Source organism: Niastella koreensis GR20-10 (assembly GCF_000246855.1).
In the GTDB taxonomy this organism is placed as follows: domain Bacteria; phylum Bacteroidota; class Bacteroidia; order Chitinophagales; family Chitinophagaceae; genus Niastella; species Niastella koreensis.
This window is the reverse complement of record NC_016609.1, coordinates 6,019,976-6,042,621: the sequence shown is the minus strand read 5'-3', so window position 1 is coordinate 6,042,621 and position 22,646 is coordinate 6,019,976. Positions and strand designations below refer to the sequence as shown.

Here is a 22,646-nt window from a genome sequence, read left to right as displayed (position 1 = left end):
CTAATACATTTTGTACAAGTATTTGTGCCGCAATTTTATTTCAAGTCTTTTAAAGTAAAAGTATAAAACGGGCGGAAATCTCCACTGTCAAGTTTTTGCCGCAGATTAATAATCCCTCTTGTACTCTTTCCCTTCCATTAGGAGTACAACATTCTCTCCGTTGTCAATCCTGAATTTGGTTTCCAGTGTTTGCCATTTGTCAAATGCTGGCAGAAAACAAGCAAAATGTAAATGCGGTCCGCTTGACCACCCAACATTTCCACTGTACCCAATAACACTCCCTTTCTGTATGTAGTCTCCCGGTTTCACTTTTGATCCGTTGTATTTTATGTGAGCATAGCATCCAAAAGTACCATCAGCATGCATGATTATAATATGGTTATTATATTTTTTGCATTCTTCGTTTGGACACGATTCGGTGTTATTTTGTACAATTTGAACAACTCTGCCTTCCCTGGCCGCTAATATTTCAGTGCCTTCGGGCATTGTAAAGTCAATGGCTTTTTCATTTTGATGGGAAAATATACCGTTGTATCCCTGATGAACCCTGAATAAGTTACCTTTTTGAAATGGTAGATCATATACAAACGATGTATCGTATTTTTTTACCGTTATATCGCCCAGCGCAGTTTTGTAATTGTAACTGAATTTTGTTCCATCGTTTTTATTCACTGGTGTCAGTTTACCAATTCTGAATCGTTCAGTTTTGGGTGGGATTACAAAAACTTTTTTATCCTTATCAGAGAAAGCCAGATTTGACAAATCCAGGTTTATAATAAGGGATACAGGGCACAACTCATTATTGTCGGCATAGATCACAAATTCCTGTTCCTTTTTTTCGTAAAATACTTTTGTCGTTTGAGCCATGCCGCTGAAAACCAGGTTAACACACAGGAAAAGACTACAGAAAAATACTTTCATGCAAATATTTCTTTTTAGGTGGATGGTTAAAGTTATACTCCCCATGTCCAGGTTGAACTAATACCGACACTCGAATGAGGAGTGTATAGTTTGAAATTACTTGATTTGGTACATTTTCCGAGACCTTAGGTAGGAAAACAATACAACATATAAATACAACTTATATGAGCATCGCCTTGTTTTCACTGGAACCTGGTGTAAACATGCAATGATAATTTTTAAATTTTAGCAAATCTTCGATCCAGGAGTTCGACAATTGTCCTGCCGACCCGACTGAAATTTACAAGCCCCTTCAAGTCGTTGAATTTGAAGGGGCTTGTAGGGCCACCAGTTGCCTTTTTACCTTGCCACAAAGGCAATGCATAGCCGGTGAGTAGGTATTTTATATGATTTATTTAGTTAATTTAAATCGCTTCAATTTGGTTGATCCGGTGGTGTGCTTATAAAACGGTGGAGTATGGCCATGGCGAGGCATTATTACCTTAACGTTTTAAAGCATTAGTTCAGTAAAACAGATGCATAGGTCTTTTGAATAGATGGTCAGACCGGTGTTTTTTGAACTCCATAATATTTATAGGTATTATAGACTATAGGAATTCCAAATATGACTCCTAGAATAATCCAATCTATAAATGATTCTGCAAGTTTGAATTTGCGCGACGGAAGTGGGGTCAGCTTCAAGATAAAATCCATTGCCAGATTGACAAAAACAGCGTAAAGCATGCCAACCAGGTATTTATTAAACGCCAAGAATTTTATTTTTCTAAATACAAGGAAGAAAAGAAGCGTAAATGAAAAAGCAATGAAATAATGGATAAGTAAGCCCAGCAATTGTATGGTTGTGCCTCTATTTATGGCAGCAGGTATGCCTAGTAGGCCTGCAGCAATATAATTGAACATTTTCTCAGGAAATTTTCCCGACTTAATATAAACGGTAATAAAGGCGGAGACAATGTCTGTTGTCCCCACAAACAAAGCTGTTAAATGTACAGCCTTCAAGAACTTAGTCATGGTAATCGTTTTTAAGTTTTTTTTATATTTGCCTTGATCGCTACAGCCTCCGTTTTCCTTAGACAAACATACCTGACAACAATTCCAAATCATGTTCAAAAGCCGTTCAATACAAGTCAAAACGCAATCAAAAGGACATACAGACCAACTTCTGGTAAGTATTTGCATGAATGAATTGTGTAAAAAAGCAGGGCTTGAGGACACAACCAATCTTGTTCAGCGTGACCTTGTTTTTTTAAGTGATAGGATTGAGTCAGAGACGGGTTTGCCTATTAGCTTGTCCACAATAAAAAGATTGATGAACGGGCAATTTTCACGCCTGCCTCAAATAGCAACTCTTGACGCGATTGCTGCTGCCGCCGGATATCAAACCTGGCAAAACTTTAAGACCAGTAAAAACCAGGAAGTTAGTCGAAGCCGGGTAACGAAAGAAGAAAAGTCTGGTGCTTTACGTGCCCTGATCGTCGCAGGCACTAATATTCGCATAATCCTGGCAGGGGCATTTATATTGTTTGCCCTAATTTATCTTGGTCTCAGAATGGCAGACCGGAAACCTGGCTTGGAAATGGTTAGCAAGGCAACTTTCTCTGCAGGTAAGGTTACCGGTAATGATATTCCTAACACAGTAGTCTTCAACTACAATGTTGATTCAGTGAAAGCGGATAGCTTTTTTATCCAGCAATCATGGGATAAAAACCGTCGTGTAAGGGTATTTAAGCACAATCACACCTTAACAGATATCTATTATGAGCCCGGCTATCATGTAGCCAGGCTGATTGCCAATGATAAAATAATAAAAACAGTGGATGTCAGCATACCCACTGACCGGTGGGTGTTTTATGGTAAGGAAGGCATCGCTAAGGGACAGCCATATTATATTCATGCAAACGATGCAAAAAGCCGGTCTTTTAAGTTAACCAAAGATGATCTGGTAAAAAGCGGGATCGATGTTCAAAAGGAAAATATATTTATCAATGCCTTTTTCCCGTCCCACATTGAAAGCAGCAGTGATAATTTTGTTCTCAGGTGCCGCATAAAGGTGGATGAGTTGAAAAATGATCCATGTCCATATTTGTTAGTCGAGGTTTTTAGCCAGCGCCCGGCCCTGTATTTTATGACTATTCCAAGAGGTTGCACTAGTGAGCTAGTGACCCAGTTTGGAGAAAAGGAGATAAACGGGAAAATGAATGATCTTTCAGCTTTAGGAAATGACCCCAGAAATTGGCAGGATCTGGAATTTAAAGTAGTTAACAAAAATGCTACTATCAGCATAAATGGTAAAAGGGTATTTTATATTAACTATAAAAACTCATGCGGGCTTATAACTGGTATTGGTTTTATGTCAAACGGGCTTTGCGAGGTGGATTCGTTGCATATGAGCACAATTGAGGGCAGGGAGATTTATTGATTGGTTGCCCACTTAAAAGAGGATTTTAAAGGATTAGCGATCCAGGTTTTGCAGGAATCCAGCTTTTATCTCTGCGAGGTGACGAACACAGCCTTTTTTGGTGTTAAAACTGCGGTAACAAATAGAACCACGCACCATAATGCGGCTGCCTTTGACAAAGCGGGCTGCGGCAAGATCTGCCAGTTTACCCCAGGCAATCACGTTATGCCAGGTGGTGGTATATCGGAACTACAGGCAATAGCCAAGCCATAATCTTCAGTTGGATATATTCTAAAGCCGTTTTACCCGTTTCTTTTTTTATTAAATCACCGAAATAATTGGTAGAAAGATTGAGTTGCTGCGCACACCGGGTATTAGTTTTTGATAATGTTTTAAAGCGCCAGCCTTTAGGCTATCCTAATCATGGTTGTGTGGTCGACTGCTGAAAGAATAATAACGGGAATGAATGCACAATGAAATAAAATTTGGAAGGAAAAGAAAAGAATGTATTTTTGGTGTACAACTTATCTAATACACTATGATACGTTTTGACAAATTTTGTTTTGGCTACAAAGCAAATAAGCTATTATATCGCGACCTGCAACTTACCCTTCAAACAGGAAAGATCTATGGGTTGCTGGGTAAAAATGGGGCCGGTAAGTCTACATTGCTAAAAAGCTTGATTGGTCTGCTTTATCCGTCGTCAGGCACTATTTCCATAAATGGTTTTAATCCTTTCCACCGCAAGCCGTCTTTTTTAAAAACCATCTATTTTATTCCCGAGGAAGTGTATGTACCGGCATTGACAATAGACAGTTATGTGGTGCTCTTTGCTCCGTTTTATCCTTTATTTGATCGCGCTAAGCTGAATGGTTACCTGGATAAGCTGGACGTACATACAAATGAAAAGCTGAACAAACTATCCTTTGGCCAGCAAAAAAAATTCATTATTGCGTTTGCGCTGGCTTGCAATACCAGTGTATTGATCATGGATGAGCCAACAAATGGGCTTGATATTCCTTCCAAGAAAAGATTTCGCAAACTGATATCTTCTGCCATGCATGAAGATAGGATCATCTTTATATCCACTCACCAAACGCGCGATCTTGAAAATCTAATAGACCAGGTGATCATTATAGACAATGGCGAGCTGTTGTTAAATGCACCTGTTGAGGTGATAGGTCATAAACTATCGTTTAAAATAGTGTCGGAGGATTATAAGGATCAACCGGTTCTTTACGAAGAAGAAGTGCTGCAGGGGCGCGCTGTTATAACAAAAAATATGGACGGAGTAGAAGCGAAGATCAATTTTGAACAACTCTTTAATGCAGCTACCGAAAGCCCCGCTATAGTGAAAACCATTTTTAACAACTAGCTTATTTTAGTAATCATGAACGATGTATTTAGTTTACGCCGTTTTGGATGGCTTATGCGAAAGATCTTCCTTGAAAGAACGATGCAGGTATTAGGCACCCTGTTGCTATGCTTTACCGTTACTTTTATAGTGTATTTCATGACACGGCTGCTGCTGGGAATAGAGGAGGCACAAAATGCAGCCTTTCTGGTAGGGCTGACGCTTGGAGGATCACTCATGGCTTCTATTGTTTTCAGTTATTTCAACAATAACGCCGTGGGTGTGTCTTTTATAACCCTGCCGGCTTCTTTGCTGGAAAAATGGTTGTCGGGCATTTTGATTGTAGGCGTGCTTTATTTTCTTCTTTTTCTGGCTTTCTTCCGGTTGATAGATCTTTCTTTTGTTTTGCAATATCATCATAACCTCGATCACCATGCTCCTTATTATAAGGAACAATATGAAGCCGTGTATTTGTTGTCCTTTTCAGATTTTACGGCCTGGGGAAACTATGCAATGTTTTTTAATTTCGCGGGCATCATGATGCTGGGCTCATTGTTTTTTAATAAAGCGGCCTTTGTTAAAACAGCACTGGTAATCTGTGTGGTTATAGTAGGGACTTTTTTATTGAATTTATTGGTGATAAGCCTGTTGATTAAAAATACGCAAACGGCTTTTCCATTCAGTATTGTATGGATATGGGTAGGAAAATACCGGGCGCCCATTGAACTTTCTCCCGAAACCGCAGATAAAATAAAAATTATTTTCAGGTTTGTGCTTCCTGCTATACTTTGGAGTCTTTCTTTACTCAGATTAAAAGAGAAAGAATTTTAAAACATTCGAATGGTTTTTAAAGATAGTCCAGCTATATATATTCAGATTGCCCTGTATATCTGTGAGCAGATCCTGCTAAAGAAATGGAAGGCTGAAGAAAAAATTATGAGCATTCGCGATTTGGGCGAATTAATTGAAATAAGTCCCAATACCGTGCAACGGGCATATGATTTTTTGCAACAAAAAAATATTATCGTCAATAAGCGGGGAATCGGCTTTTTTGTTGGCCCTGATGCAGAAGAAAACATCCTTTCTTTTCGCCGGGAACAATTTATGGAAAATGAGTTACCTGAAATGTTACGAAACCTGTATTTGCTAAAGATCGACATGAAAAAAGTGAATGATTTATACGAGCGATTTGTAAAAGATAACTTTTTAAATAAAAAGAAATGAAACTAACGCAAAAGATACTCATTGGTTTGTTATTGTTACTTTCCTTTGGCGTTGTGTTTTCAGCAACGATGTTTAAGAATGAGTACAATAGAAAGGGTAAAGGGGAGTTGTATTTCCTTTATGGCACCATTAATGATCAGGCCTTCAGCCACTTGGTGATAAATGGAGGAAACATTTCAACTGTTGTTTACGAGCCGGCTGCCAATCCTTCGGTGCGTGTGTTTAAACGATGGAACGGGTATAAGGAGAAAAGGATAACTACAATTGTGCAAAATGATACGCTATACGTGAATTTTCCGCCTGAATACAAGGATATTAATGAGAAGATGCAGCTCAGGCACACTGATATAGTTCGAATTTTTTCTCCCGGGTTAAAATCCGTAACCGGCACAAACACCAACCTGAAATTATTAAAGCTAAAGCAAAAGGATCTAACCGTTAATATTTCAGGGAATTCAAGTTTTGAAGTAGAAAGCCTGATCTATGATTTTAACAATATTTCGATCAAAGCGGTCGATACAACCCAAATCGTTTTTGAAATTTCACCCACACTAAAAAAAATCGCTTCAACAGGATTAAATCTAAATGAGGGTGAAGCAGCTCCCGATGTAAAAGGCTGGGATGCCTTTCATATAAAGACCCTTAAGACTACCATAAAAGGAACATCTTTCGTAGATGTGGGTCATGCATCTATTGATACAATTAAGGCAGATGTTTCTGATTCATCTGCCATTATTCTTTCCGGCGCTACCATGAAGAAAAATCTGGTGCAAAAGCATACCGGCTTTTAAATAAACTAACTTAATTAGCACAGCCGGTGTTGCTTACAAGATGTTGGCCCAAGCCCATATCAATAAATTCACTAACTACTATCATTTTGACAACAATTTAATTATTGATTCCAATCAATTCTTGGTACACCTGACAATGACTCGTACTGAGTAGCCGTTGAATTTATAATATTTTAATTTGCAATTTGTTAGAGCCCTTTAATTTTATTATAGCGGATAAGCTGTATGCAACTTTCCGCGTGCCATTCAGTGAGCGCTCCGGTTAATCTTTGATTTTCTTAACTTTGCTATATGGAAAAGAAAATCGTGCGGCAGGTTTCAGAGTTCAACAACGAACTGAAGTTGAAAGGCTTTAATGTATTTCAGATAGAAGCAGATGGTAGCGCCACCAGGACGTATAGCAGAAAGGATTTTTATAAAATATGCCTGACCACAGGAAAAAGTAAAATCCATTATGCGGATAGAAGTTTTGAACAGGAAGGCACTATTTTGTTCTTTGGCAATCCGCACATACCCTATTCCTGGGAGACTATTTCCACCACTTATTTGGGCTACACGGTTCTTTTTTCCGAGGACTTTTTTAAAGCATCTGATCGTTCGGAAAGCCTGCAAAATTCTCCTTTGTTCAAGATAGGCGGTACCCCGGTGTTAAAGATCGATGAAAAGCAAAGGTTATTTCTCAATACCATCTTTCAACGTATGATAGAGGAACAGAAGAGTGATTATGCCTTCAAAGATGATCTTATACGCAACTACATCAACCTCATCATCCACGAAGCCCTGAAACTTCAGCCTTCAGAGCTTTACGACCAGCACAAAAATGCTGCTTCACGCCTCACAGCCGTTTTCCTTGAACTTCTTGAAAGGCAGTTCCCTATTGAGAGTGCAGATAACCCTTTGCGCCTTAAAACTGCACAGGACTATGCAAATGCATTGCATGTTCATGTAAACTACCTGAACCGTGCAGTGAAGGAAGTAACCGGCAAATCAACTACAACCCACATAACAGAACGCATTGTTAGCGAAGCCAAAGCGCTGCTACAGCACACTGCCTGGAATATTGCCGATATTGCCTATGCACTTGGCTTTGAATATGTTACTTACTTTAACAACTTCTTCAAAAAACTAACAGGAACCAACCCCAAGACACTGCGAATGCAAGCGGTTTGAAATTCTTAATGATTGGTTTGATTATCGTTACCTCCAGGGGCCTTTACTGTAAGACCTTTGCGGTATGTTATCAAATCAACATACTGAAGATATTTTTAAGAGGTTACGGAATGGGGAAATAATAACCGCAAACGACCCGGAAGCCTACAAAATGAAGGAAGCTTCTTTCCTTACGAAGAAGCTATTGGTTCAACTAAATAACGCTGCCGAGCCGGCGGAGATCAGAGACTTACTAAGCAAAATCACCAGCTCAGAAATTGATAACAGCGTTGACATATTTACCCCGCTGTATATCAATTATGGTAAGCACACCAAAATCGGTAAAAACGTCTTTATAAATTTTGACTGCGTTTTCCTTGATTTAGGAGGAATAACCATCGAAGACAATGTATTGATAGCCCCCAAAGTCAGTTTACTATCCGAAGGACACCCGGTTTCCCCTAACAATAGGCACTCACTCGTTCCCGGACACATTCACATCAGGAAAAATGCATGGATCGGTGCAGGTGCAACGATACTGCCGGTTGTTACTATAGGTGAAAATGCTATTGTAGCGGCGGGTGCAGTTGTATCGAAAGAAGTACCTGCCAATTCAGTCGTAGGCGGTGTGCCTGCAAAAATTATTAAAACAATTGAGTAACCGTGAATAATTAGACAAATGAAAAGATAACAGTTTTAGCAATTGTATCCGTACTTCTTTTAGGACAGGCTTTTGCCCAAACAAAAAAACTAAGTAAAATGAATCAAACAGCGCAATCAGAACATTACACATTTCAGCTAAACGATAAGGTAACAAGACAGAAAGTAACATTCAAAAATCGTTATGGAATTACATTGGCGGGTGATTTATATCTTCCCAAAGATAGTAGTGGTAAAAATTTAGCGGCACTCGCCATCAGTGGCCCTTTTGGTGCTGTGAAAGAACAATCTTCGGGACTATACGCTAATCAAATGGCAGAACGTGGATTTGTTACCCTTGCTTTTGATCCATCTTATACAGGTGAAAGCAGTGGAGAGCCACGGAACGTTGCTTCGCCTGACATCAACACTGAAGACTTTAGTGCAGCAGTGGATTTTTTAGGTTTGCAAAAAAATGTTGACAGAGAGCGTATTGGCATCATAGGCATTTGTGGGTTTGCCGGCTTTGCATTGAATGCTACCGCTGTTGATAAAAGAGTAAAAGCGGTTGCTACCACAAGCATGTATGATATGTGTCGCGTGACCTCAAAGGGATACAACGACATCGTGACACCGGAGCAACGCTCCAAAACCCTGGAGCAATTATCTCAGCAGCGTTGGCAGGATGCTCAGCAAGGAACACCAGCTCCCTCTACAGCAAATTTGCCCCAAAAATTACAGGGCAATGAACCGCAATTTGTGAAGGACTATTTTGATTATTACAAAACGCCACGGGGATTTCACCCAAGATCTATTAACTCAAACGGTGCATGGACAATGACCAGTTCTATATCATTGATGAATATGCCCATCCTGACGTATATCAAGGAAATATCACCCCGTCCTGTCTTGTTGATTGCCGGTGAAAAAGCCCACTCACGTTATTTCAGTGAAGATGCTTATAAAGAGGCAGCAGAGCCAAAAGAATTAATGATTATACCTAATGCCGTTCACACTGATTTATACGATAAGGAAGAAGATATTCCATTTGACAAATTGGTAGACTTTTTTATCAAAAACCTGAAAAAACCATGAACGAAAATAAAAACAAGGATACGGGAAGCATTTTTCCAATAGGTGATAAGGCTTCACCGGAATATTTTGCAGGAGCTGCATGGGTAAAGACTCTTGTGGCCAATGACGATACCTTAACAACGATAATCAGCAATGTTGTATTTGAACCAGGTGCAAGAAACCATTGGCATACGCATCCCGCTGGTCAAATCCTTATTTGTACCGAAGGAACAGGATATTATCAGGAAAAGGGAAAACCTATTCAAAAACTTTATGTAGGGGATGTTGTGAGAATACCACCTGGTGTAGAGCATTGGCATGGAGCTTCACCTACAAGCCGCTTCACCCATATTGCTATCAATGTAAATACAGAAAAAGGTGTGGTGAATTGGTTGAAGGCGGTAACGGATGAAGAGTACAACAAAAAGTAAAAGGTATTGAACTTTAATTTCAGAACAATATCTATGAATAAAGCCGCAATGCAGCAAAAAGCGGGACGGATTATTGCTGCAGGCATGATCAGGGTTGTGAGATTTGAACAAGTGCAAGAAGACATGATGTCTGTTATTGATGAAGCCTATAAGAAGAAATATATCAGTAGCTCGTATTTGTTACCTATGGTTAGTAGTCGTGCCCGTGCAGCTACAGTTAAAATAATTCCAGTTTAATTAAAATAGGTTTAATTATGATTTTAGAAGAAAGTTATACATTATCTAATGGTGTTGAAATTCCAAAACTTGGTCTTGGAACCTGGTTTATAAATGATAAAGATGTAGCACAGGCAGTGAAGGATGCTGCAATAATTGGCTACCGCCATATTGATACTGCCCAGGCATACGGGAATGAAAGGGGCGTTGGTGAAGGATTAATGGAGCCTGTCCGTAGGACACGACCTGGATGTATTTAAGCTTGATTTACAATTACTACTATTATTACCTTTTCTTTTTTTTGCTACTTTTTTTCTTTTAACTATCCACGTGGATAGTGGATAAGCAATACATTAAATTCCATACATTTGAAACATGATAACTATCAATATGCCTGAAAAAGTACATCAAGAAAGGGCCGTAAAGCATATAAAGGAAATATTACAGGTAAAGTAGGAAACACTAGCGGGCGAACTTGGCGTTAGTCAGCAAAGTGTTTCTCTACTGCAAACGAAGAAACGATTGACCGGAAACATTAGAGCAGATAGCGAAAACGTTAAAGGTGCCGGTGGAGGCCATTAGGAATTTTAATGAAGAAGCGGCTGTTAAAATAAAGATTGTATTCTATCTAGGTAAAGCAACTATTAAATACCTCTGATGTATAGAATTTTTGAAAAGGATTAAGTAGGCAAAACTTACTTTTTTATAAGGAAAGGAAAGACACACACACCATTTCTTATTATACTCCTTTATCAAATAGGAAAGAAACCATCAACACCTGATAAATATCGTTATCGTCCAGATATCTGTTAAAGCAATAAACAAAATGAAAAAGCAAATAAACAACCCTTTTATCCTTGCTATTAGAGCTCGTAATCTTACGGTAGAAATTCATCACCATTCTGCATATCAAATTGTATTATCAAATGATACTCCTTTCACTTCAACTATTAATGGCCAGTTGTGTGAACGCATTCACGGCTTTTTGATTAAACCCCAGGTTCCACACTTTTGCGTGGCAGAAAAAGGAACCCTGAATGTTTTAAACATTGAGCCATATTCAAATATTGGCCTGGAGCTTTCAAGCAGGTTCAATGCCGATCAAGATTATATCATTTTTAACTCACCAACAGAAACAAGTACTTTTTTTCAAACAGAGAAGGACACTTTTGATATTTACACAATCATCAATGCTTTGCTTGCAAAATTGCCCACCCTTAATTATGATGAAAGGATATCAAAAATTGTTGAATACATAAAGGATAATTTTTTTAAACAAGACATAACACCACAAACATTTGCTGATTTGGTTTTCCTTTCTCCATCCCGATTGGCTTCTTTGTTCAAAGAACAAACAGGCAGTAGTTTGTCAAAATATTTACTGTGGACAAGGTTGCGCCAAGTCATATATCTTGCGCTTACTGAAAAAGATAGAAGCCTCACTGATATTGCTTATGATACAGGGTTTTATGACCTGCCCCAACTGAATAAGTACATGTATGAAATGTTTGGCATGCCACCCAAAGCTCTAAAATATAACAGTGATTTAATACAGGTTTATTGAACCGAAAATACCTCACATTGCATGAACGCTGGGAGGGATAATTATACCCAACACACTATAAGCATGATAGATCAACTTATAACCAGTATACAATTCTTTATTGAATTAGATTTAAAAGAGATAGATATTTTAAAAGAGCTTTTTAAAGAAAGATCTGTCAAAAAAGGCGATTTCTTCTTAGCAGAGGGACAGACATGTAAGTACGTTGGTTTTATAGTAAAAGGTATAATGCGATATTATATCAATCACGAAGGGGAGGATAGAACATACGATTTTGCACAGGAAAATAGTTTTATCTGCAACTATGAAAGTTTTATACCTAAAGCACCTTCAACAAAAATCATTCAGGCCTTGGAAGACTGCGAAATTTTGCAAATTTCTTTTGACGACCTGCAAATACTTTACAGAAATATTAGGGAGGGCGAAAAGTTGGGAAGGCTTGTTATTGAACAGGTTTTTATACAGACACTGCAAGGCCTTACTTCATTTTATATTGATACCCCTGAATACAGGTATGAAAAATTCTTAAAAAAGCATCCAGGCCTACAGCAAAGGATTTCCCAATATCATATTGCGTCGTATGTGGGGGTAAAACCGCAATCTCTTAGCCGAATTCGCAAAAGGATTTCCACTCAAATTTAATTAATTAACCCAGGTGCATGAATGCAGAATGCAGGTTGTAGAAATTTGAGTCATAATTAAAACATTAAAATTATGACAAGAAAAATATCTATCGCCATCGCCTTCCTGACAGGTTTAGGAATGATTTTTATTGGATCAAGATTTCTCCTTTCTCCAGACATAGCCGAGGCTGGTTATGGCATTCACTTCAACGAACAGGGGAACTACTCTTTTCATTACATAAAAGGTATCCGTGACCTCTTTTCAGGTATAATTATATGTGTTCTCATACTGGGTAAGCAAATAAAAGCATTAGGCATAATCCTGGTAACAGGAACAATTATCCCGATTGCAGACATGCTAATTGTTTTGGGGAAAGAATATAATGGTATAGCCCAGGCAATGCCTCATATATCTGCCATTATCGTTTGTTCCTTATTTGGTACTATTTTGCTAATGAATAAATCTTCCGCCCCCAAAAAATAAAACACAGGGTTCCATCAAACTGACCAATGTTGCTGACACTGATAAAAAAAGTGTCAGTTGAGCTAGATATTTCTTCCAGGCTAAAAACACTCTGGCATTCTAATACCTTGTTTGCTGCGATATACATACGATTTATTAATAATTCGTTGTGGTGATTTGATCGTAGCACCGGGGGCTATTGATACGGAGTTCGGTGGAGGAAAGGGTGATGAAGCCCACCGTCAGCAAATTGCTGCGGCAATAGCCTTGGGTCGTTTGGGAGAAGCCGAAGATATAGGTTATTTTGTTGCATCACTTTTATCTGATGACAGTCGATACCTCAATGCACAACGCATTGAAGTTAGCGGTGGGATCATGTTTTAATAACCTGGTGATTGTTCCTGCATTTTTTGGTGCAGGAACTTTTTATCATTTTTAATAAAAATCTGATTATAAAACAAAATTATGAGTGACAATATAAAAGCCGCCACCCCATGCACATGCGTCATTCCACGAATCTTTTTATGTCGTTGATGGCGAGGTCGAATTTAAAACGGAGGCCGGGAAATATGTAGCCAAAAGGGGTGATTTGATAAATATTCCGAAAGGAGGTGCAATACATAGTTTTAAAAATACCAGCCATGCAGTTGCTCACTTGTTATGTACTGTTATACCGGCAGGGTTAGACGAATTTTTTAAGGAAATTGGAACTCCGGTTCAGCCCGGAGAGTTTTTGCCACCGCTGCATCCAGATGAAAAGGAGTTGAAAAAACTAATGGCAATTGCTGAAAAATACGGTCTGGTAGTATATCCCCCTAATTATCTGGACAAATAAACGACTTTTTCGTTTTAAAGAAATGCGCAAGTATGGAAAAAGAAATTAACATAGCCTTTAGTGAATAAAATCAGGATTGAGGCTTACAAACGCCCACAATTCTTTTATTTGTTGGAGTAACATGTTCTGTTGTCCCAACTAAACGGATGATAAAAAGCATCTCAAAGGCTTATAACTCCAGCGGTTTATAAGCCTTTTTTCATTTCCATTGTGAATCTTGGGGGTCTGTTACGAACGGCAAAAAAGCCAATAATTCAATGGAAATGAAAGATTGGAAGCATTCAGAAGGAGCACAGTCTAAGTTTGTGCAGTTTTACTGTCAAAATTTGTAATAATATATTTTAGTCACATTTCAAATCGTTGAATTTGAAGGTTTTTTAATTTGAATAAATATTATTCTATCTTTGTTCAATTGGCCTTCCAATGGACGTAAATTCTTCACCCGCTAATTCGCAGTTGTCTAATCAGGATGATGATGAAATTTCCATCATTCGTTATCGCTCAGGAATACCTGCTCCCAGAGCAATGATAACACTGCCGAGAAACCTGATTACCTTCCTGCTCGACGGCGAAAAAACGGTTCATTTTGCGGGTGCGCAGGTCAATGTAAAACCTCATCAATTTGTAATGTTGGCTGCCGGAAATTGCTTAATGAGCGAAAAGATTGCCTCACTTGGAGTTGGTTACCATAGCATTCTTATTTTCTTCAACAATAAATTTCTGTCCGATTTTTTTGACCGGTATGCTTCCTTAATCAACGGACACGCAAAAACTTCTGATCAACATCCATTCCTGTTGTTTGAAAAGGATGAATTCCTAATCAATTTTACCCGTTCTCTTGATTGTATGCTTATTGGTGATAAACCTGTTCATCCTCAGTTGCAAAAGATCAAACTGGATGAATTGCTCGTATACCTTGCCGTGCAATTTCCAGGACAGGTTCAACGAATCCGGAATATGCACTATGAAGCAAATGATGATCGGTTGATACGTGAAGCAGTGACATCACATATCACTAATAGCATAACTGTTGAAGAACTTGCCTTTTTATGCAACATGAGCCTGTCTACTTTCAAGCGCCGGTTTGGCCGCCTTTATGGCAACAGTCCAAACAGATGGCTGCTGGAAAAAAGAATGGAAAGGGCGGCAGAAATGTTGCGCAGGAACGACCGTAAGGCTAGTGAGATATATTCTGAACTTGGCTATGAGAATTTATCAAGTTTTATTCAGTCCTTCAAGCAAATTTATGGAGTAACGCCTAAACAGTACCAATTATCTATTTGAACGTGTAGCTACACTTTTTGAACGACTATCTATTGATCCTGCCGTTTCTTCTCAACTAATTTTGATCCATCATTAAAACAAAAAAGAAGAAATTATGAACAGGAATTATCTCATGCAAATAGGGAATTACAATCATTGGGCGGATAGCAAAGTAATGGAATGGCTGCATCAAATCAGCGATGAACGATGGGAGCAAGTGATCCCCAGTAGCTTCAGCAGTATAAGGCAAACAGCGATTCACATCGTCAGCGCAGAAAAGTATTGGGTCGATCATTGGACAAATATTCCGAAACCGGTATTTCTAGCTGCAGAATTCGCAGGAACAAAAAATAAATTACTTGAAATTTGGAATAAGTCATCTGCCGATATCAAGATTATAGTTGACAGTTACCCGGAAAGTAATTATTTACAAACTGTCAGCTTCAAATACCCTAAAAGCAGCCGTACAGGTCAAATGGCGTTTTGGCAAACTGTAGCACATGCCATAAATCATTCTACTTACCATCGGGGTCAATTGGTAACGTTGCTGCGCCAGGCTGGCTTTTTTAACCTATCTTCCATTGATATGGCGACTTTTTTTCAGTTGAATCAAATCTGAGGCTAAAATCCGCTGAAATATGATCGACAGGAATAATTGATCATGATTTAAATGAAATGGGAATGTTTATAGACTTCCAACTTCCATCAAAGGCTATTGGAAGTTGCTTATAAATACAACTGTTAATGTTTTGCCTCTTGCCATACCCTTAAAAACAACACGACGAAAGCTTATTACTAAACCACCAATGTGTTTAGTTATACAATGCTTTTGGGGATAAACCGCCCCTAAAAACTGAAAATGAAAAGGTGCCTCAAAATTACTTTTGAGACACCTTCGTTTAATAGGATATCTATCTTATGTTTTCTAACCTGCGATGCTTTCGGTTAAAAGAGTGCTGGCTTTTTCATCATAATATGGATAATCAATATATCCACGTGCGTCGCCGCCAAAAAAAGAAGGTCGGTCGTAGGGATTTAGCGGAAATTCATTGCGAAGTCGGTTTACCAAATCAGGGTTGGCTATGAAATGCCTGCCGAATGCTACCAGATCTGCGTCCCCTTTTTCGATGATGTCCGCCGCTTCCTGACCTTGAAAGCCGCCGGCAGCAATTATTGGCCCTTTAAATACCTTTCGCAGTTGAGCTGCTGCAATTGGCACAACCAGATCTTCTCTATCAAAACTACCAAATATCCTCGGTTCGATCAGATGCAGATAGGCCAGCCCAAATTTATTAAGTTGTTCCACCGTATAGGTAAAGAGCGCAACAGGATCACTGTCGGACATCCCTCCCCATGTACCGCTTGGCCCCAGTCTAACCCCAACCCGGTCGCCGCCAAAGACAGCGACCATTTGAGTGACCACTTCCATCAATAAACGGACCCGGTTGGGGATGGATTCGCCGTATTCATCTGTTCTCTTATTTGATCCATCCTGTAAAAATTGGTCGATAAGATAACCATTGGCGCCATGAAGTTCTATGCCATCAAAACCCGCTGCCTTCGCGTTTTCGGCGGCCACCCGAAAATCACGTACGATTGCTTGTATCTCCTCGATGGTCGCTGCCTTATTGGGAGTAGCAGGGACCCATTCGGTCGTAAAAGCGAGGGCGTCATGCGCAACAACTGACGGACCGATTGGCTGCCCGCCATCGGGCAATAGATCACTGTGTGCCATTCTACCGCCGTGCCAAAGTTGTAAAAAAGTCTTGGCGCCCTGGGCATGGATCGCGTTGGAGATTTTTTTCCAGCCTTCGGTCTGCGCTTTATTATAAATTCCCGGGGCACCACGGTATGCTTGCCCGTTCGTTGAGACCAGCGTAGATTCTGCAATGATGAATCCCCCTGTAGTGGCTCGTTGACTATAATATTGAGCCATTAAATCGTTTGGAATTCCGCCATCATCCGTTCGCATTCGTGTTAAAGGAGCCATTACAACACGATGGGCTAATTCTATTGCGCCGATCTTTACCGGCGAAAACAATTTGGCATCCGATAGACCTTTTGATCTTTTATTTGATGTTTCCATTAATTATTTGATTATTGTTTTATGGTTTTCCCCTTTTCTGAAGATTCGTTCATCAAATCAAAGAACTTATGCATTTTAACGGCGTCTTCGAAAGTTGGGGTTGTATGTGTGCCATTCTTTACGTCTTCGGCGAAGGCATAGTAAAGATTCGTCAATTCGAGCGCTCCCGAGCCCATGTCGGCTTTCTTTACCCAGAAATAGGAATCAGGGATCGACAATACATTGAGAGGCAGATTGTCGCCGTGAACCCCTTCAATCAAATAATCCTCCCCGACACCACCGAATGCCGAAACGTTGGTAATCTTCAGATCGCCCTCATCCCCGGTAATATCCAGCTGTACGCCCGAATTGTTGCGCTTGCCCCCTTCAATATGAACGGAGAACACCGCATTTCCGGCGAACTGTCCGTTTAATACCAGTTGATCAGGAACATTCGTTTGGATTTTTTCCCCGGTTTCGGCGATGGTGACTTCCGCAAACTGATTAACCAGCGTACTTGAAAGGCTCACCGGGTGCCCCACTGTTTGAAAAAGGGCATCCAGGAAGTGGCCTCCATAGATGGCAATTGTATGCGAGAAATCGTTCGGAGGCGCAGTCCAACGCAATGATTTGCTTCGAACGGCCTGGAGATAATTCATGCTCACATGCAATCTCACTGATCGTAACTTACCAATGAAGCCATCCCTGATCAGATCTGCAATGTATCGGTTCGTCGGCGACAGTCGTCGCTGCAGGCCAATGGTATGTCTTACCCCTGCTTTTTTCGCCAGTTCAAGTAATTCTTCCGCCTTTTGCGTACTCGTAGTAAATGGCCATTCTGAGTATACATCCTTTCCGGCGGCAATGGCGGCCCTCACTCCTTCTTCGTGCTGAGGCGCAGTGGTTAAAACTGCAACCATATCTACTTCCGGGTTATTCACCAATTCTTCCACCGATTCAGCAACAGTCCTGATGCCGAATTTTGACGCAGCTGTTTGAGATGCCTCGGATCTGCGACTTTGTATGGCTACCACCTCGTAGTCAGGTAATAAAATCATCGAAGGGATATGACCGTAGTTTGCCCAATTGCCCGCCCCAATAATGCCGACACGAATCTTCAAACGCTGTTTCATTTTTATTTCTTTTATTATAAAGCTTTTACGCCTCCGTCAATTACCAGTTCTGAGCCTACCACATATTTGGAAGCATCAGAGGCCAGGTATAAAAACCCTTCAGCGATCTCTTCAGAGGTGCCCAGGCGCTTGGTGGGATTGGTACTTGCGAAATAATTCTTACTGCCATCCACTTCTTCCTTTGAGCGACCGCCTCTGGCGAAAATGGGTGTATCTATCGGGCCGGGAGATAAAATATTCACCCGGATATTTCTGCCTACTAATTCGGCTGAAAAACTTCTGGCTAAAGAACGTACTGCAGCCTTCGATGCAGAATAGGCAGCAGCAATGCCCAATCCTTTTTCGTTAAGCGCAGTAGATGTCAGTACTACAGACGCTCCATCATTCAGGTAAGGCAATGCTTTCTGTACAGAAAAGAAAGCTCCTTTGAAGTTTACGTCGCTGACCTGATCAAATAGCTCTTCTGTAAAATCGACCAGTGGTGCCGCCAGAAATATCCCTGCATTCACGATCAACACATCTGCTTTACCGAGTTTGCTATGGATCTCTTTGTAAGCCTTGTCAATGTTCTTCAGGTCAGATACATCGCTTACAATACCAATAGCTCCATGGCCAATAGTTTTTACAGCGCTGTCGATAGAAGACTGATTACGACCTGTGATCGCTACTTTGGCACCTTGCTGGGCAAACAGGACCGCTGTGGATAATCCGATACCGCTGTTACCACCTGTGATAACAACTACCTTATTTTCTAACTTTTTCATCTGAGAATATTTGTTGTTTTAATACACCAAAGCTCCGCTTAATAGGCAGCAGGAAAAATGAAGAAGAACAAGAAATGCAGGTGAAGTATTTCAACTTTTTCTGCCATGCCTGCATACTTTATGAATTGTGAGGATAAATAACTATGAAACGCTATATCGTTCTGTCACCGCCATCAATCACGATCTCTGCACCCAGCATATAGCGCGACGCATCAGAAGCCAGGTAGAGATAGGCCTTGGCAACCTCTTCCGTGCTTGCCAGTCTTTTCAGGGGCGAACGTGTAAGCCAATGTTTTTTTGTTCCGCCCGCCTGCACTACGCGGTGCATACTTCTTTCGAACATAGCTGTATCGGTGGGGCCTGGTGAGATGACATTGACACGTATATCACGGCTTAACAGTTCCGCAGAAAAACTTCTTGCCAGAGAACGAAGCGCTGCTTTTGAAGCTGCAAAAGCAGCGCCGTTTATCGTTGCCGTCTCCGCAACCGTAGCACCGGTTAGGATGATAGATGCACCATTATTGAGAAAAGGAAGTGCGAACTGCACAGTAAAAAAAGCACCCTTGAAATTGATGTCGCTTGTTTCATCAAACATTTCCTCAGTATACTGTGCAAACGGTGCAGGAATATACACGCCGGCATTTACTACCAGGATGTCGATCTTGCCTGCAAATTTCGTGGTAATGTCTTCAAACGTCTGCGTTAAACAGCCAATATTACTTGCATCGCTGACCAGGCCTCCGGCACCATGGCCTATCAAAGCCACCGCACTACGAATAGATACCGGGTTGCGTCCTGTGATCACCACCTTAGCACCTTCACTCGCATATAATCTGGCCACTGCCAAACCTATACCATTATTACCACCGGTAACAACTGCGATCTTGTTTGCTAACTGTTTCATGTGAACTTCCGATTTGATAGATCGAAGTTCCACTTATTACACAGGCTTAAAAATGAAGAAGAACAAGAAATTCAGTTGAAGTTGTTCAACTTTTCTTTGCCCGCTTGTTACGGATCTTACTTAAGAGCTCATGGGAAATACCAAGGTAGGACGCTAATGCATATTGCGGGATACGAGCGGCCAATGCAGGATAGCGGCTCAGGAAGTTTTCATAACGATCAGCAGCCTTCAGGCTGATATCCGAAAGGATGCGCTTTTGCAAGTGGGCATAGCCATTCTGCGCAAGGATACGATAGAACTTTTCAAACCTGGGTCGCTCTTCCAGCAGCTTTTGTTCATCGTCGTAAGAGATCTGGATCAGTGTGCTATCTTCCAGTGCTTCAACAAATAGGGTAGCAGGCTGCCGGTAGAAAAAACTGTTGAAATCAGCGATCCACCAATCATCGATACCTAACGCCACAGTATGGTCCTGCCCATCTGCATCGATCAAAAAGGACCGCATCGCCCCCTTGACGATATAGGTACGATGATTACAAACAAAATCAGGCTGTACAATGTATTGCTTCTTTTTAACCTTCTTTAACCGAAGCAGGGAAGCATAATACTCTTTGTCCTCTTCTGTGAGACTAATATGACGGGAAACATAGTTGATGATGGGCAGAAATTCTTCCATAGTTAAAGGCTAATTTAAAAATTGTTCCCGGTATTGGTTAGGACTAACACCAGTTTCTTTTTTAAAAAGCCTTGAAAAGTAGGGAGGGTTCTCAAAACCCAACTGGTAAGCTGTTTCTGCAACCGTATTGTCTGTACTGCGCAGCATGTTCTTTGCTTCTTCAATTAAAAAGGAATGAATATGATCCAGCGCGGTTTTGCCAGTCTGTTCTTTCAGCAGATCCGTCAAATAACGGGTGGATGTATTTAACTCAGCAGCCATAAACTTTACCGTAGGAAGGCCTTGGCTAAGGTGTAGTTTCTGGTCAAAATAACCCGCCAGCAGTGCCGTAAAGCGGGTTGCCAGTTTACCAGACAAAACCACCCGGTTAATAAACTGCCGCTTATAAAAACGCTGCGAATATTTTAGCAGGGAATCTACATGGGCCAGAATAATATCCCGGCTGTATTCATCCTGGTTATTATTGACCTCGCGCTCAATTTTGCGATAGATCTCCCACATGATCTGCTCTTCATTTGCCGACAGGTGTAAGGCCTCGTTGATCTCATAATCAAAAAATCCGTATTTTCTGATTTCCTCATGCAATGGATGACTGATGAAAAAGTCTTCATGGATCATAATCACAAATGCCTTTTCCGCTGTCTCAATATTGTTGATCTCCACCACTTGCCGGGGCCTTGTAAAATACATACTGCCGTTATCGTGATCGTACCGCGTCCTTCCATAGTTAAATAAACCGGATTTAATCTTCTTAAGTGCGATGATATAAAAGTCGCTGGTAAACTCACTTTCTCCAATGGAACAGGCTACCAATTCCCGACAGGTCAGCAAACCGACCAACGGGTGTTCCGAGGGAGGATAGCCGTTGGTTTTGGTTAGTTCATTGATCGTTTTATAATGCTTCATAACAATAGTTAATAGTTTGATCCATGATCAATCTGGCACGCATAACCAAACCTGCCAATATCGAATACCAGGGGTAACCACTTCGCTGATCTGCACCGCTGAACGTATATCTGTAAAATAGGGGACGTCTGCCTCCAGCGCTTCCACATGCTTTGGAAACGCACTTAGAAAGATGTCCATTGAGTCACTAAAGATGTGGCAGCTTACTGCATAGACCGGTGGTTGACCGGGCAGACCTGAAAGCCCTTTATCCAGCGTGATACTATCCAGACAGGCATATTGTTATTTGTTTAAATCTGCTTATAAGCCTTTGCAAACGTTTTGGCAAACTGCTCTATACTGGTACCGGATGCTTTATGGCCTCCCGCTACATAATCCTCAAATAACAGCCCGCTGTCCAGCGTAGTAAACATTTCAACATAATCGTTCGCCGCACCTTGCTCAAACCCGTATTTAAGCAAAACATTTTTGAGATCTGCTGCCGGAAACTTCACCCATTTCAAATCGGGTATACCAATCTCGCGACCGATCACAAAAGCGATCTCATCGGTACCGCTCTCATCGCTCACCACATATTGAAAGGAATGCCCTTTGAAGTTCTGATGAATAAGTGCATCTGCAGCTGCCACGGCAATATCATTTGGGTCTACCACTGTAAATGTGCCGGCAGGTATATTAAACATATTACCCATGATGCCTTGTTCTTTGATGAGGTTGATGGATAACAACAGGTTTGTATAAAAGTAGCCCGCCCGAAGATGTAATACATTCACCCCTTCCAGTGTATTCAACTCCACTTCTGTTAGCCCCATACCACTAATAGCACCCGCGTCGTGCAAACGATGTGCACCATAACTACTTAGGAATACAACATTTTTTATCTGAGCCGCCCTGATCGCTGTGGTAAACACCTTGCCAAGGTCGGTGCCCAGTTTCTTCAGATCGGGTTTATCCCAGCTTGGCGGCAACATCAGGTATACACCGTCAGCGCCTTTAAACGTGCGGGATAAGAACTCCGCATCGGCCAAGTCACCGATGGCTGCGGTTGCTCCCTGCTTTACCAGTTGCGTCAGGTTAGCAGGGTTGCGGCCCACGACGGTAACCTTATGACCTTTGCTTAATAAGATCTCAGTGAGGGGTTTGGAAACATTTCCTGCTGCCCCGGTTATCACGAATTTGCTCATACATCTTAATATTTTATCCTTCAAAATTATTCCTGCGGTCATGGAGAGAAGTATACAAAAGGAGGTTTGTCT

The 22,646-nt window shown here is 40.8% G+C and carries 27 protein-coding genes and 2 pseudogenes; 18 read left to right on the top strand and 11 right to left on the bottom strand.

Annotated features, from left to right (window positions below):
* Positions 1 to 105: 105 nt before the first annotated feature.
* Complete coding sequence (locus tag NIAKO_RS23940) at positions 106 to 867, bottom strand: M23 family metallopeptidase (protein ID WP_165761326.1); 762 nt, start codon at positions 865 to 867, stop codon at positions 106 to 108.
* Positions 868 to 1,461: 594 nt separating this feature from the next.
* A complete protein-coding gene (locus NIAKO_RS23935) occupies positions 1,462 to 1,932 on the bottom strand; it encodes a hypothetical protein (RefSeq protein ID WP_014221038.1) in 471 nt (156 codons plus the stop codon).
* A 91-nt stretch (positions 1,933 to 2,023) separates the two neighbouring features.
* Here NIAKO_RS23935 and NIAKO_RS23930 point away from each other — a divergent pair, with 91 nt between their 5' ends.
* Positions 2,024 to 3,340, top strand: coding sequence for a hypothetical protein (locus NIAKO_RS23930; protein WP_014221037.1), 1,317 nt, complete (start codon positions 2,024 to 2,026; stop codon positions 3,338 to 3,340).
* 33 nt (positions 3,341 to 3,373) lie between these two features.
* On the opposite strand, the pseudogene NIAKO_RS39820 reads toward NIAKO_RS23930, so the two are convergent.
* Positions 3,374 to 3,547: pseudogene (locus NIAKO_RS39820) on the bottom strand (single-stranded DNA-binding protein); the annotation flags it as partial.
* Positions 3,548 to 3,857: 310 nt separating this feature from the next.
* Here NIAKO_RS39820 and NIAKO_RS23920 point away from each other — a divergent pair.
* The 17 genes and pseudogenes from NIAKO_RS23920 (at position 3,858) to NIAKO_RS23840 (ending at position 15,564) form a co-directional block, all read left to right on the top strand.
* Positions 3,858 to 4,694, top strand: coding sequence for an ABC transporter ATP-binding protein (locus NIAKO_RS23920; RefSeq protein WP_014221036.1), 837 nt, complete (start codon positions 3,858 to 3,860; stop codon positions 4,692 to 4,694).
* A gap of 15 nt (positions 4,695 to 4,709) precedes the next feature.
* Positions 4,710 to 5,504 (top strand): hypothetical protein, encoded by a 795-nt coding sequence (locus NIAKO_RS23915; protein ID WP_014221035.1) that lies wholly within the window; start codon positions 4,710 to 4,712, stop codon positions 5,502 to 5,504.
* Between the two features lie 9 nt (positions 5,505 to 5,513).
* Positions 5,514 to 5,897, top strand: coding sequence for a GntR family transcriptional regulator (locus NIAKO_RS23910; RefSeq protein ID WP_014221034.1), 384 nt, complete (start codon positions 5,514 to 5,516; stop codon positions 5,895 to 5,897).
* Entirely contained in the window at positions 5,894 to 6,688 is a 795-nt protein-coding gene (locus NIAKO_RS23905; protein WP_014221033.1) for a hypothetical protein, read from the top strand. The genes NIAKO_RS23910 and NIAKO_RS23905 overlap by 4 nt, the downstream gene beginning before the upstream one ends.
* Positions 6,689 to 6,979: 291 nt before the next feature.
* Entirely contained in the window at positions 6,980 to 7,858 is an 879-nt protein-coding gene (locus NIAKO_RS23900; protein WP_014221032.1) for a helix-turn-helix domain-containing protein, read from the top strand.
* A gap of 64 nt (positions 7,859 to 7,922) precedes the next feature.
* The gene (locus tag NIAKO_RS23895) at positions 7,923 to 8,498 is read left to right on the top strand and encodes a DapH/DapD/GlmU-related protein (protein ID WP_014221031.1); all 576 of its coding nucleotides are present in this window, start codon (positions 7,923 to 7,925) and stop codon (positions 8,496 to 8,498) included.
* Between the two features lie 98 nt (positions 8,499 to 8,596).
* A complete protein-coding gene (locus NIAKO_RS23890; RefSeq protein WP_207622471.1) occupies positions 8,597 to 9,571 on the top strand; it encodes an alpha/beta hydrolase in 975 nt (324 codons plus the stop codon).
* Positions 9,568 to 9,981, top strand: coding sequence for a (R)-mandelonitrile lyase (locus NIAKO_RS23885; RefSeq protein WP_014221029.1), 414 nt, complete (start codon positions 9,568 to 9,570; stop codon positions 9,979 to 9,981). Before NIAKO_RS23890 ends, NIAKO_RS23885 begins: the two co-directional genes overlap by 4 nt.
* A 33-nt stretch (positions 9,982 to 10,014) precedes the next feature.
* Positions 10,015 to 10,218, top strand: coding sequence for a DUF2255 family protein (locus NIAKO_RS23880; RefSeq protein WP_049815597.1), 204 nt, complete (start codon positions 10,015 to 10,017; stop codon positions 10,216 to 10,218).
* A gap of 17 nt (positions 10,219 to 10,235) precedes the next feature.
* Positions 10,236 to 10,457: an aldo/keto reductase gene (locus tag NIAKO_RS23875; RefSeq protein ID WP_014221028.1), complete on the top strand. Its 222-nt coding sequence runs from the start codon at positions 10,236 to 10,238 to the stop codon at positions 10,455 to 10,457.
* A 566-nt stretch (positions 10,458 to 11,023) separates the two neighbouring features.
* Entirely contained in the window at positions 11,024 to 11,761 is a 738-nt protein-coding gene (locus tag NIAKO_RS23870) for a helix-turn-helix domain-containing protein (protein ID WP_014221027.1), read from the top strand.
* A 63-nt stretch (positions 11,762 to 11,824) separates the two neighbouring features.
* On the top strand, positions 11,825 to 12,403 hold the full coding sequence (locus NIAKO_RS23865; protein ID WP_107685735.1) for a Crp/Fnr family transcriptional regulator: 579 nt from the start codon (positions 11,825 to 11,827) through the stop codon (positions 12,401 to 12,403).
* A 72-nt stretch (positions 12,404 to 12,475) separates the two neighbouring features.
* Complete coding sequence (locus tag NIAKO_RS23860) at positions 12,476 to 12,868, top strand: DUF4267 domain-containing protein (RefSeq protein ID WP_014221025.1); 393 nt, start codon at positions 12,476 to 12,478, stop codon at positions 12,866 to 12,868.
* A gap of 111 nt (positions 12,869 to 12,979) precedes the next feature.
* The gene (locus tag NIAKO_RS23855) at positions 12,980 to 13,231 is read left to right on the top strand and encodes an SDR family oxidoreductase (RefSeq protein ID WP_207622470.1); all 252 of its coding nucleotides are present in this window, start codon (positions 12,980 to 12,982) and stop codon (positions 13,229 to 13,231) included.
* A 112-nt stretch (positions 13,232 to 13,343) separates the two neighbouring features.
* Positions 13,344 to 13,682, top strand: a pseudogene (locus NIAKO_RS37125) (cupin domain-containing protein); the annotation flags it as partial.
* Positions 13,683 to 14,105: 423 nt separating this feature from the next.
* Positions 14,106 to 14,966, top strand: a complete 861-nt coding sequence (locus tag NIAKO_RS23845) for a helix-turn-helix domain-containing protein (RefSeq protein WP_014221021.1) — start codon at positions 14,106 to 14,108, stop codon at positions 14,964 to 14,966.
* Positions 14,967 to 15,060: 94 nt separating this feature from the next.
* Positions 15,061 to 15,564, top strand: a complete 504-nt coding sequence (locus NIAKO_RS23840) for a DinB family protein (protein ID WP_014221020.1) — start codon at positions 15,061 to 15,063, stop codon at positions 15,562 to 15,564.
* A 306-nt stretch (positions 15,565 to 15,870) separates the two neighbouring features.
* On the opposite strand, the gene NIAKO_RS23835 is transcribed toward NIAKO_RS23840, so the two are convergent.
* The 8 genes from NIAKO_RS23835 to NIAKO_RS23805 form a co-directional block, all read right to left on the bottom strand.
* Positions 15,871 to 17,031 carry an alkene reductase gene (locus tag NIAKO_RS23835; RefSeq protein ID WP_014221019.1) on the bottom strand — a complete coding sequence of 387 codons (1,161 nt, stop codon included), beginning with the start codon at positions 17,029 to 17,031 and terminating at the stop codon, positions 15,871 to 15,873.
* Between the two features lie 11 nt (positions 17,032 to 17,042).
* Positions 17,043 to 18,143 carry a Gfo/Idh/MocA family protein gene (locus NIAKO_RS23830; protein WP_014221018.1) on the bottom strand — a complete coding sequence of 367 codons (1,101 nt, stop codon included), beginning with the start codon at positions 18,141 to 18,143 and terminating at the stop codon, positions 17,043 to 17,045.
* A 14-nt stretch (positions 18,144 to 18,157) separates the two neighbouring features.
* Complete coding sequence (locus NIAKO_RS23825; RefSeq protein ID WP_014221017.1) at positions 18,158 to 18,907, bottom strand: SDR family oxidoreductase; 750 nt, start codon at positions 18,905 to 18,907, stop codon at positions 18,158 to 18,160.
* Between the two features lie 151 nt (positions 18,908 to 19,058).
* A complete protein-coding gene (locus NIAKO_RS23820) occupies positions 19,059 to 19,811 on the bottom strand; it encodes an SDR family oxidoreductase (protein ID WP_041347218.1) in 753 nt (250 codons plus the stop codon).
* Between the two features lie 85 nt (positions 19,812 to 19,896).
* The gene (locus NIAKO_RS23815) at positions 19,897 to 20,484 is read right to left on the bottom strand and encodes a Crp/Fnr family transcriptional regulator (protein ID WP_014221015.1); all 588 of its coding nucleotides are present in this window, start codon (positions 20,482 to 20,484) and stop codon (positions 19,897 to 19,899) included.
* A 9-nt stretch (positions 20,485 to 20,493) separates the two neighbouring features.
* Entirely contained in the window at positions 20,494 to 21,390 is an 897-nt protein-coding gene (locus tag NIAKO_RS23810; RefSeq protein WP_014221014.1) for a helix-turn-helix domain-containing protein, read from the bottom strand.
* 27 nt (positions 21,391 to 21,417) lie between these two features.
* Complete coding sequence (locus tag NIAKO_RS39815; RefSeq protein ID WP_394365516.1) at positions 21,418 to 21,651, bottom strand: EthD family reductase; 234 nt, start codon at positions 21,649 to 21,651, stop codon at positions 21,418 to 21,420.
* 29 nt (positions 21,652 to 21,680) lie between these two features.
* The gene (locus tag NIAKO_RS23805) at positions 21,681 to 22,574 is read right to left on the bottom strand and encodes an NAD(P)H-binding protein (RefSeq protein WP_014221013.1); all 894 of its coding nucleotides are present in this window, start codon (positions 22,572 to 22,574) and stop codon (positions 21,681 to 21,683) included.
* Positions 22,575 to 22,646: the final 72 nt, after the last annotated feature.